The following is an 11,594-nucleotide window of genomic DNA, read 5'->3' on the forward strand; positions in this document are numbered from 1 at the left end:
AAAATTATGCTAATTTATTTACCAATAATGCTAATCTACTCACACGGCGTGATGCAGTTTGTTTTTTCAAAAATCCACGGCTTACCATAGCGTGAATGCTTTTATTAGCTACTTTTAGTGCATTTTGTGCAGCTTCTTTGTCATTGTTTGCTGCTGCTTCGCGAACCGCTTTTGTAATGTTTTTTAATCTTGTTCTATAAAATCTATTTCTTTCAGTTCTTTTGATAGTTTGTCTTGCTCTTTTTTCAGCAGATTTATGGTTTGCCATAATTTTCCTTTTTTATATAAATTAAATTGCTAATTATACAAGATTAAAATTAAAATTTAATTAATTTAAGTAATTTTAAAGTATTAATTAATCATATTCATGGCTTTTACTATGCAAGATTTTTGATCTTGGCATTGATTTTCTAATTTTTCCGCAAGAGTTTCTTCGTGTGTTATCGCAATAAAAACCATAATTACACTAAAAAGAGTAGTTAGAATTTTCATTAATTTTTCCTTTTTTAATATATTGAAAAATTATAAAAATTCTTTGTGGAAATAATGTGAAATTAATATTTTATATTATTTGTCTTTAAAAAATCGCGTAGTTTTTCGTACTCGCCATTTTCCAAATAACGCCATTTTCCTGCTTTTAACATACCAAGATCTAATGCTCCAAAAGCTACTCTTTTAAGATCCATCACTTCTAAATCAAAATGTCCAAAAAAACGTCTTAGTTCTCTATTTTTACCTTCATTAATAATTACTTTTAGTTTTGTATAGCCTCCGCTCGAGCCAAAAATTTCAAAGCCTAAAAATGGAGCAAAACTCATTGAGGTTATTTTGGTTTTAACATGAGCCCCTTTTTTTTCATTTTGAATTTCTAAGCCATTTTGCATAGCTTCGATAACATTTTTATCTATATTACCTTTTACTTTTAAGTAATATTCTCTTTCTAAATCGCTATGCATAAGCGCATCTGCTATTACAGGTGAATCAGTTAATAAAAGTAATCCCTCGCTTGCAAAGTCAAGCCTTCCTACGCTAAGCCAAGTACTAAATTGTTTTGGTAAAGTATGATAGATGGTTTTTCTACCTCTATCATCTTTTTTACTAACTATTTCACCTTTTTGTTTGTGATAAATGATGACTGAAAATTGTGTTTTTTTATGGAGTTTTTTACCATTGATAAAAACTTTATCTTCAGCATTTACGCTATCATTTAGCAAGGCTGTTTTTTTATTGATTTTTACTAAGCCTTGCTTGATTAGTTCATCAGCCTCACGGCGAGAATATTTGCTATTATGCGAGATGAATTTATTAATTCTCATAATTTTTCTTTACATCACAAAAATAGTTGGTACTATGGTTGGATATTTTTTAATTTTTCTAAAAATATGTTTTCTTAGTACTTGTCTAATTTGAGCTTCTAAAACTTTTGGATTATCTAAAATTTCATCTTTTACATTAGGGAAAAATTGACTTAAAACATCGCTCATTTCTTTTGAGAATGCTCCATCTTGTTTATCAGCTACCAAGCCATAACTAAATACTCTTGGTTTATTAATCAGTGTTTTACTTGCTTTATCAAGCTGGGCAATGATAACAACTATACCACTATCTGCTAGTTTTTGTCTATCAATTACCACATCATCTGCGATTTGTTTGTTGATTTGATTATCTACAAACACTTTTCCTGTTTTAACTGTTTTCACACGTTTGATGTATTTTTGGCAAAGCTCTACTTGATCTCCATCACTCATTAAGTAGATATTTCTTTCAGGTATGCCACATTTTAGAGCAGTTTCTTTGTGTTTATTGATATGATTATACTCTCCATGCACTGGTAAGAAAAATTTAGGTTTTACTAAAGTTAGCATGAGTTTTTGCTCTTCTATACTAGCATGTCCGCTTACATGGATTTCACTAAATTCTTGATAAGCTACTTTAGCCCCTGCTTTTAAAAGAAAATCAAGCACAGCAGAAACATTTGCTTCATTGCCTGGTATTGCTTTAGCTGAAATGATAACTTGATCGCTAGGTTTGATTTTGATAAATTTATGTTCATCAGTTGCCATTCTATATAAGGCACTCATAGTCTCACCTTGACTTCCTGTGGTAACAATTAGCACTTCGTTGTCTTTGTATTTGCTTACTTCATCAGCGTCAATGAAAATTTTTCTATCAAGTTTAATATAGCCAAGTTCCATAGTGGTATAGAGATTTCTTTCCATAGAGCGTCCTATAACACACACTTTTCTGCCATATTTTAAACCATAGCTAATAGCTTGATATACACGGTGGATATTAGAACTAAAGGTGCTCATAATCACCCTGCCTTTAGTTTTGGCAAAAATTTGATCAAAAGTAGGACCTACTGAACTTTCACTTTTTGTATAACCTTCTTTATATGAGTTTGTACTATCACTTAAAAGACAAAGTACGCCTTCTTCGCCATATTGAGCTAAACGACTTAAATCCGTTGGATAACCATCAATTGGTGTTTGATCTATTTTAAAATCGCCAGTGTGAATGATAGTCCCTGCTTTAGTTTTAATAGCTAAAGCACAAGCATCGATGATAGAGTGGGTTATGTGAATCCATTCTAAATTAAATTCACCTATTTCATAAATTTGTCTTTTTGTTATAGGCCTAAACCATTTACGCTCAGCTTTTAAACCATGTTCTTCAAATTTATTTGAAATCATACCTAGTGCTAAAGGTGTTGCGTAGATAGGAAATTGAAATTCTTTGAAAAAATACGGTACAGCACCAATGTGATCTTCATGAGCATGAGTGATGATGATAGCGCGAATTTTGTTTTTAATCTTTCTTACATAGTCAAAATCAGGTATGATAATATCTACTCCATGCATGGTTCCATCTGGAAAACTCATACCTATATCAACGATAATTGCATCGTTGTTGGTTTCAAAAACAGTGATATTTCCACCGATTTCTCCAAGTCCACCCAAAGGTGTAATACGAATTTTATGTTCGCTTGAGTTGTTGTGTTTTAAAGGGTGGAGTCTTAGCTCGTGCATGATTTTATTAGCTTCTATGCTTTTAGCAAGTTCTATTTGCCATTCTTCATTACCACTTAATTTAGAAGGTAAATTTCTATTTTTTTTCTTTTTCTTTTTTTCTTCGATAGCTTCAGTTTGAGTATTTTCCATTTTTATTCTGTTTTTAATTTCGCTATTTTGCTCTTGATTTTGCGAATCTTTTTTTCTTTTGTTTCTAAATTTATTAAATTTTTTAGTTTTATTTTGCTCTTGAGTTTTGTTTTCTTCGCTCATAGTCATCCTTTAAATAGTCATAAATTTTAAGGTATGAATCAACGCTAATTTCATGAGCTCTTGAGGTAGAAGAGATATCTAGTGCTTCAAATGCTTTTAAAATTCTTTCTTTTTTGTTTTTAAAATTAGATAAGAGTTGTTTTCTAGGATTTTGAAAACAAGCTCTAAGAAATTCTTTAAAAGCTTCTATATTTTCGCATTTTTGCTGATAATGAGTAGTTTTTATTAACTTCATTACAGCTGAAGTAACTTTTGGTGGAGGATTAAAGCTTTGTGGTTGTATATCAAAAAGCATTTGTCTTTGGCATATCAATGCACAAAGTACTCCTAAAGCCGAAAAATTACTTTCTTTTTCATTTGCACAAAATTTCTGTGCTACTTCTTTTTGCACCATTACTATAAGCCCAAGACAATTTTGATCTTCTAAGGCTTTTAAAATCAAATTTGTAGCAATATAATATGGTAAATTTGCTACCAAAAAGTACTCTTTATCGCTTAAACTTCCTTGTTCAAAAGCATCGCTTGCGTTTTGATGAATAAGCTCAAAATTTCCACCTTCAATCTCATTTTGAAATTTTTTATTTAAAATAGGAATCAAATCTTTATCAATCTCATAAGCTCTAATGTTAGCTTGTGAGATTTTCAAAAGCTCTTGCGTTAAATCACCTAAGCCAGGCCCAATCTCAACTATATTTTTAGTATCTTTGGGTATGGCTTGGATGATTTTATCTACCACGCTTTTATCGCATAAAAAATTTTGCCCAAAATGTTTTTTTGCTTTTATCATAAATTTATTTTATCTAAAAAATATTAATTATAGCATTATTTTAAGCGCTAATTAGATAAAATTTGAATTATTTTTTATAAAGGTTAATTTTTGAAAAATCTTATAGTATGTGCAGGAGGAAATGAGTATTTTAAATTTGCACAAAGTATAGGCATAGGCTTGGTTAATTCTGCTTTTTCTTTAGGTAAAATTTTAAGTCAAATAAAAGTAGATAGAGTGATTTTTATAGGTACATGTGGAATTTACCAAGAAGGAAAAATTTTAGATATTTATGAAAGTTCTAACGCAGCGAATTTAGAATACGCAGATTTATTTGATAGTTTTTATACGCCTATAGCAAATGAGATTAGATTAAATGTTTCACATGAAACTATGATTAATTCTTCAAATTATATTTGTAAAGATGAAAATATCGCCCAAGAATTTTTTAAAAAGGGTGTACATATAGAAAATATGGAAGCATACGCAGTGCTTTCTTGTGCAAAAATGCAAGAGATAGAAGGAATTTGTTATTTATGTGCGACAAATTTTTGTAATGAATTTGCACATGAGGATTTTTTAAAAAATCACCAAAAAGCAAAAGAATTATTAAAAGATTTTTTGTTAGATAAAAAACTTATATAGGAAAAAAATTGAGTGAATTAAAAAATATATTAGATTTTACTAAAGAAGAATTAGAAAATTTAGTCCAGCCAAAATTTAGAGCAAAGCAAATTTTTGAATGGGTATATAAAAAATATGCAGATGATTTTTTACAAATGTCGTCTTTGCCAAAAGATTTTAGAGTGTACTTGCAAGAAAATTTTCATTTTTCACCTCTAAAATGTGTGAAAGATGAAAAAAGTAAAGACGGAAGTATTAAGTACCTTTTTGAACTTTTAGATGGTAAAAAAATCGAAGCTGTTTTACTACCCATGAAAGAAGAACTTGTAGATGAAAATGGTAAAATCATCAAACATGCAAGATATACTATTTGTGTTTCCTCACAAGTGGGATGTAAAAGTGGGTGTAGTTTTTGTCTTACTGCTAAAGGTGGTTTGAAAAGAAATTTAAGTGCAGGAGAAATAGTAGGACAAATTTTGTGGATTAAAAAACACAACAACATACCTTATGAAAGAAGGGTTAATATAGTCTATATGGGCATGGGCGAACCTTTAGATAACCTTAAAAATGTATCTAAAGCAGTTAAAATTTTAGCCGATAATGATGCCTTAGCGATAAGTCCTAGAAGACAAACTATAAGCACAAGTGGTTTGGCAAAACAGATTAAAGAGCTTGGAGAAATGAATTTAGGTGTGCTTTTAGCTATTTCACTCCATGCTGTAAATGATGAGCTTAGAAGTGAATTAATGCCTATTAATAAAGCTTATAATATAGCAAGCATTATGGAAGCAGTGAGAAATTTTCCTATAGATCAGCGTAAAAGAGTGATGTTTGAATATCTTTTAATTGATGGGATAAATGATAAAATAGAACATGCAAAAGAACTAGTCAAACTTTTAAATGGTATAAAAGCCAAAGTAAATTTAATACTTTTTAACCCACACGAAGGAAGTTTATATAAAAGACCAAGTGTTGAAAATGCAGTTAAATTTCAAGATTATTTAAGTGCAAAAGGTGTTACTTGTACGATAAGAGAAAGTAAAGGACTTGATATTTCAGCTGCATGCGGACAGCTTAAAGAAAGACAGAGTAAACAATGACTTTTTTAGATATAGCTCAGATTATTTTTATAAGCATAGTGGTGATCATAGGACTTGGTGGGATTATTTATGTATTAAAAAATGAAGAGAAAAATAATGATAGATAAAAAAACAATTATTAGAAAACCAATTATTTTAAAATAGATATATAAAATCAATTATTTCTTGGTATTTTTCGTATTTAAATAGCAAAAGAGGAATTGTTAGAATTTTTAAAGTTTCTTATGCTGCTTTGATGAAAAAATTTTATTTGAAAAAATACTTTGAAAAAAGAGTTTTAGAAGGTAAGGTGGATATTCCTTATTTAGAATTAGTTTTAACTACAAGATGTACTTTGCGTTGTGAGTCATGTAATAATTTGATGCAGTATTTTTCACCATCAAATCAATATACCTGTACTTTGGAGGGTATTATAGAATCATTGGAATTACTTTTATCTAAGGTAGATTCTATTGCAAGGGTTAGAATCATAGGTGGAGAGCCATTGTTATTTAAGGATTTACCACAATTGATTGATTATTTAGATGCTCAAAAGAAAATACTAACTTTCGATATTTTAACTAATACAACAATAGACTTTAAAGAAGATTTGATTTTGAGATTTAAAAAATCCAAAAAAGCAAGAAAATAAGTATTTCAGATTACAGAAAATCGCCAAATTTAAAAACACATTTAAAACAAGAGAGTATTTTGAGTAAACTTAAGAAAAATAATATAGCGTTTTCTTATAACACAATAGATTATTGGTATGATATAGATAAAATTTACAAGCATGGCAGAAACAAAGAAGATATAATTAAAAATTATCGTAATTGCCAAATACCATGTGTAAGTTTGATGATATCTGAGGATTTAGAAAATAAACAATTAGCATCTAAAGGAGCCATCTTTATTTGCCCTATATTAAAGATCCTTATCACGTTTAAAAGGACTTGAAGAATTTGATGGCGATTTTTTAAATTTAGAGGATTCTAAGGAAATATTTTTTGAATTTTATTCTCAAGATTTTTACAAATCCTGTGATTATTGTAGAGATTTTAGTCAGCCTATCAAAAAATTCCAATTGCAATCCAAACTGATAAAGTTTGAAAATTAGAAAAAGATTAAGGTAGATTTTTCAAGAATTCATCTTTTATATCTTTTTGAGATTGTATCAAAAATTTTTGATTTTTATATGTAAATTCTAAGCTAAAAGAGTGCAAAAGCAGTCTTTTAGCACCCGTGATTTGAGCTCTTTCAATATCGCTCATTTTTCCATCTAAGATTTGCTCTATTTGTATTTTTTCTAAACCATATAGAGGTTCACCTAAAACTTTATGTTTCACATGAAACAAATGTAGTCTTATTTGGTGTTGTCTGCCTGTTAGAGGTTTAGCTAAAACTAAACTAGCATCTAAATTTTTAAAATATTCTAAAGTGTAAAATTGTGTTAAAGCTTCTTTGCCATTTTCACAAATATGCATTCTAGTTTTGACTGTATCATAGTCTCTAGCTAAATCCATTCTTTTATCTACTATAAATTCTTTTCTGGTTTTTCCTTTTACTAGTGCAAGATAGCTTTTTTGCATTAATCTTTTTTCAAACATGGTTTTTAACTCAATTTGTGCATTTTTATGTTTTGCTATGAGTAAAAGTCCGCTTGTTTCTTTATCTAATCTATGAGCCACGCAAGCTTTTTCACCCCATAAATGCCAAATTTCATCACAAAGACTATAAGCACAATTGCGTCCATTAGGATGAGTTAGCACTCCACTTGGTTTTTCTACGATGGCAAAATCTTCATTTTCATAAACTATTTCCAATCCTTTAGGGTTATTTTCATATACGATTAATTCCACTAAGCCATCTAAAAATTTGTTTTTTTCATCTATTAAATTTCCATCACAAAATAGTCTTTTTTTATCAATGAGTTTTTGCGCTTCACGCATAGAGATTTTTAACTCATCCATAAGTAGTCTAAATGCCTTTTTTCCATTATTTGATAGTTTCTTTTTTATATATGCCATTTAATAACTTTCTTAGGTAATTTATAATAAAATTTAAGCTATTTTTTCATAAAAATTATATAAAAAAAGGTCTTGAAAATGGTTGAAAGATATAGTAGAGAAATCATGGCTAAAAAATGGGACATGCAAGCAAAATATGATGCATGGTTAAAAGTAGAATTAGCCGCCGTGAAAGCATGGAATAAACTTGGTCTTATTAAAGATGATGATTGTGAAAAAATTATAAAAAATGCAAAATTTGATATAGCAAGAATAGATGAGATAGAAAAAACTACCAAACATGATGTTATCGCTTTTTTAACTAGTGTAAGTGAAAGTTTAGGTGAGGAAAGTCGTTTTGTACATTATGCAATGACAAGTTCAGATTGTATTGATACTGCGGTTGCTTTGCAGATTAAAGATAGCTTGGAACTAATCTTGCAAGATTTGGATCAAGTTTTAGCAGCGATTAAAACAAGAGCATATGAACATAAAAACACCTTAATGGTAGGAAGAAGCCATGGAATTCATGGAGAGCCTATAACTTTTGGCTTAGTTTTGGCTATTTGGTATGATTCGCTAGTTCATGCAAAAGACTTAATCATTCATGCAAAAGAAGTGATTAGCTATGGAAAAATTAGCGGTGCCATGGGAAATTTTGCTCATGCTCCGCTTGAATTTGAAGAAGAAGTTTGTAAAAATTTAGATCTAAAGCCAGCACCAGTTTCAAACCAAGTTATACAAAGAGATCGTTACGCACAAGTTATCTCAGCTTTAGCTATTTTAGCTTCAAGTTGTGAGCAAATTGCTGTTGCTATCCGCCATTTTCAAAGAACAGAAGTATATGAAGCTGAAGAATATTTTTCTCAAGGACAAAAAGGAAGCTCAGCTATGCCTCATAAAAGAAATCCTGTTTTGAGTGAAAATATCACCGGTCTTTGCAGGATGATAAGAGCTTATGTAACGCCTGCTTTAGAAAATGTAGCATTGTGGCACGAAAGAGATATATCGCATTCTAGTGTTGAAAGATTTGTATTACCTGATGCTTTTATTACGACTGATTTTATGCTTTCAAGATTATGTGGTGTGATAGAAAAGCTTTTGGTGTATCCAGAAAACATGATGAAAAATTTAAATTTAACCGGAGGACTTGTATTCTCTCAAAGAGTGTTGCTTGAACTTCCATTTAAAGGTATAAGTAGAGAAGAAGCTTATAAGATTGTTCAAAGAAATGCTATGAAAGTTTGGGCTGATTTGCAAAATGGTAAGCCTGCATTAAATGAAAAAGGCGAGAGTTTGTTTTTGTTAGCTTTATTAGCTGATGAGGATTTGAAAAAGTCTTTAAGTGAAGCAGATATTAGAAATTGCTTTGATTATAACTACTATACAAAAAATGTAGACAAAATATTTGCAAGAACTTTTAAATAATAAATTAGGGGTTGTGAGTGAAAGTATTAAAAAGAAATGGTAGAACTGAAGAGTTAGATGTTTCTAAGATTAAAAAATATACTACAGATGCAGTGGCAAATTTAGAAAATGTTAGCCAAAGTGAGCTTGAAGTAGATGCAAAAATTCAATTTCGTGATGGTATAACAACAGAAGAAATTCAACAAACTCTTATAAAAACAGCAGTAGATAAAATAGATATTGATAGGCCTAATTGGACCTTTGTTGCTGCAAGATTATTTTTATATGATTTATATAAAAAAGTAAGTGGTTTTACTGGATATAAACATTTAAGAGAATATCTTGAAAAAGGCGAAAAAGAAGGTAGGATTTTAATTGGTTTAAAAGAAAAATATGATTTAGATGATCTTAATGCTTATATAAAGCCAGAACGCGATTTGCAATTTACTTATCTTGGTATAAAAACTTTATATGATAGATATTTGATTAAAGATTCTAAAGGCATGCCTATAGAATTACCACAGCAAATGTTTATGGCTATTGCAATGTTTTTAGCGCAAAATGAGCTAGATTCTCAAACTTGGGCTAAGAAATTTTATGACTTAATCTCAACTTTTGAAGTAATGCTTGCAACCCCAACTCTTTCAAATGCAAGAACCACAAGACATCAATTAAGTTCATGTTATATAGGAAGCACACCTGATAATATAGAAGGGATTTTTGATTCTTATCAAGAAATGGCGCTTTTATCTAAATTTGGTGGTGGTATAGGTTGGGATTGGTCTAAGGTGCGTGCTATGGGTGGAAGCATAGATGGACATAAAAACGCAGCAGGTGGGATTATACCATTTTTAAAAATCACTAATGATATAGCTGTTGCTGTTGATCAACTTGGTACTAGAAAAGGTGCAATTGCAGTTTATATTGAACCTTGGCATATGGATATTAACGATTTTTTAGATTTGCGTAAAAACTCAGGTGAAGAAAGAAGAAGAGCACATGAGCTTTTCCCTGCTTTATGGATTAATGATTTGTTCATGAAAAGAGTAAGAGCAAATGACAAATGGACACTTTTTGATCCTGCTGATACAGCAAGTTTATGTGATTTATACGGTGAAGAATTTGAGAAAAAATATGAAGAATTTGAAAAAGATGAAAGTATAGTCAAAGAAATTGTTGATGCAAAAGAGCTTTGGAAAAAAATACTTTTATCTTATTTTGAAAGCGGCTTGCCGTTTTTATGTTTTAAAGATAGTGCAAATAGAACAAATCCAAATTCCCACACAGGAATTATAAGAAGTTCAAATTTATGTACAGAAATTTTTCAAAATACAGAACCAAATTATTATCAAATCAAAATTGTATTTGATGATAAAACAGAACTCCATTTAGATGAAGATGAAGAGCTTGCAATAGATGGAGGATATAAAAAGCTAGCTAAAAAAGTTTCTACTTTAGATAGTATTAATGGTAAAAAAGTCTATATAGTAGAAAAATATAAAAACGAAGGAAAAACTGCAGTTTGTAATCTTGCAAGTATAAATTTAAGTAAAATCAACACCAAAGAAGACATTCAAAGAGTAGTGCCAACAGCAATAAGAATGCTTGATAATGTGATTGATTTAAATTTTTATCCTCATGTAAAGGTTAAAAATACCAACCTAAAATCACGTGCTATAGGACTTGGTGTAATGGGCGAAGCGCAAATGTTGGCTGAAGCTCAAATTTATTGGGGTTCTAATGAACATTTTGAAAAAATTGATCGCATTATGGAAATGATTAGTTATGAGGCTATTTTAGCTAGCTCAAATTTAGCCTTAGAAAAAGGAAATTATCCTGACTTTGAAGGATCAAACTGGAGTAAAGGTATAGTGCCAATTGATGTAGCAAACGAAAATGCCAAAAAGCTTACTGCAAGTGAAGGTTTATTTGATCAAAGTGATTGTGATTGGGAAAAATTAAGAGAAAAACTAAAAAGAGATGGTATAAGAAATGGTTATTTAATGGCCATAGCACCAACTTCTTCTATTTCTATTTTAGTGGGTACTACTCAAACAATTGAGCCTGTATATAAAAGAAAATGGTTTGAGCAAAATTTAAGTGGTATGATACCAACTGTAGTACCAAATTTAAGTGCTAATACTTGGCAGTATTATACTCCTGCTTATGAGCTTGATCAAAAAATCTTAGTAAAAGCAGCAGCGATTCGTGGTAAATGGATTGATCAAGGTCAATCGTTAAATATCTTTGTTTCTTTAGATAAAGCAAGTGGTGGATATTTAAATGAAATTTATCAACTTGCTTGGGAATTAGGTGTTAAATCGACTTATTATCTAAGAAGCGAAAGCCCTGATAGTCAAAAAGTAAATGATGATGTAGTTGATAGAACTATAGAATGTGAAGGTTGTCAATAAAAATGGAGAAATAA

Annotated in this window: 12 protein-coding genes; 6 read left to right on the forward strand and 6 right to left on the reverse strand. The window is 30.0% G+C overall.

The features are described 5' to 3' along the window. Nucleotides 1–4: 4 nt before the first annotated feature. The 5 genes from rpsT to rsmA all read right to left on the reverse strand — a co-directional run bounded on the left by rpsT (nt 5) and on the right by rsmA (nt 4,071). Nucleotides 5–268, reverse strand: coding sequence for a 30S ribosomal protein S20 (gene rpsT, locus CLCT_RS00070; RefSeq protein WP_039617063.1), 264 nt, complete (start codon nt 266–268; stop codon nt 5–7). A gap of 83 nt (nt 269–351) precedes the next feature. Further along, nucleotides 352–492: a hypothetical protein gene (locus CLCT_RS07660; protein ID WP_158336402.1), complete on the reverse strand. Its 141-nt coding sequence runs from the start codon at nt 490–492 to the stop codon at nt 352–354. Between the two features lie 62 nt (nt 493–554). Next, nucleotides 555–1,316, reverse strand: coding sequence for a pseudouridine synthase (locus CLCT_RS00075; protein WP_039667798.1), 762 nt, complete (start codon nt 1,314–1,316; stop codon nt 555–557). A 9-nt stretch (nt 1,317–1,325) separates the two neighbouring features. Next, nucleotides 1,326–3,161, reverse strand: coding sequence for a ribonuclease J (locus CLCT_RS00080; RefSeq protein ID WP_394349071.1), 1,836 nt, complete (start codon nt 3,159–3,161; stop codon nt 1,326–1,328). An 88-nt stretch (nt 3,162–3,249) separates the two neighbouring features. After that, nucleotides 3,250–4,071, reverse strand: a complete 822-nt coding sequence (gene rsmA, locus CLCT_RS00085; protein WP_149061909.1) for a 16S rRNA (adenine(1518)-N(6)/adenine(1519)-N(6))-dimethyltransferase RsmA — start codon at nt 4,069–4,071, stop codon at nt 3,250–3,252. 90 nt (nt 4,072–4,161) lie between these two features. Here rsmA and CLCT_RS00090 point away from each other — a divergent pair, with 90 nt between their 5' ends. From CLCT_RS00090 to CLCT_RS07720, 4 genes are all read left to right on the forward strand, one after another. Then, complete coding sequence (locus tag CLCT_RS00090) at nt 4,162–4,695, forward strand: purine-nucleoside phosphorylase (protein WP_039667801.1); 534 nt, start codon at nt 4,162–4,164, stop codon at nt 4,693–4,695. An 8-nt stretch (nt 4,696–4,703) separates the two neighbouring features. Continuing rightward, the gene (gene rlmN / locus CLCT_RS00095) at nt 4,704–5,774 is read left to right on the forward strand and encodes a dual-specificity RNA methyltransferase RlmN (RefSeq protein ID WP_149061910.1); all 1,071 of its coding nucleotides are present in this window, start codon (nt 4,704–4,706) and stop codon (nt 5,772–5,774) included. Next, on the forward strand, nt 5,771–5,881 hold the full coding sequence (locus tag CLCT_RS07715; RefSeq protein WP_235362450.1) for a hypothetical protein: 111 nt from the start codon (nt 5,771–5,773) through the stop codon (nt 5,879–5,881). The genes rlmN and CLCT_RS07715 overlap by 4 nt, the downstream gene beginning before the upstream one ends. A 128-nt stretch (nt 5,882–6,009) precedes the next feature. After that, nucleotides 6,010–6,405 (forward strand): radical SAM protein, encoded by a 396-nt coding sequence (locus CLCT_RS07720; RefSeq protein ID WP_240386989.1) that lies wholly within the window; start codon nt 6,010–6,012, stop codon nt 6,403–6,405. Nucleotides 6,406–6,877: 472 nt separating this feature from the next. Here the strand turns inward: CLCT_RS07720 and CLCT_RS00105 are convergent, their stop codons facing one another. Further along, the gene (locus tag CLCT_RS00105; protein WP_039667803.1) at nt 6,878–7,780 is read right to left on the reverse strand and encodes an RluA family pseudouridine synthase; all 903 of its coding nucleotides are present in this window, start codon (nt 7,778–7,780) and stop codon (nt 6,878–6,880) included. 78 nt (nt 7,781–7,858) lie between these two features. Between CLCT_RS00105 and purB the strand changes: the two genes are divergently transcribed. Together purB and CLCT_RS00115 are read left to right on the forward strand one after the other, a co-directional pair. After that, entirely contained in the window at nt 7,859–9,187 is a 1,329-nt protein-coding gene (gene purB, locus CLCT_RS00110) for an adenylosuccinate lyase (protein WP_039667804.1), read from the forward strand. Between the two features lie 17 nt (nt 9,188–9,204). Beyond that, nucleotides 9,205–11,580 (forward strand): aerobic ribonucleoside-diphosphate reductase Ia, B1 protein subunit NrdA, encoded by a 2,376-nt coding sequence (locus tag CLCT_RS00115; protein ID WP_039667805.1) that lies wholly within the window; start codon nt 9,205–9,207, stop codon nt 11,578–11,580. The last annotated feature ends 14 nt before the right edge of the window (nt 11,581–11,594 follow it).

This window comes from Campylobacter lari subsp. concheus (assembly GCF_008245025.1).
Classification (GTDB): Bacteria; Campylobacterota; Campylobacteria; order Campylobacterales; family Campylobacteraceae; genus Campylobacter_D; species Campylobacter_D concheus.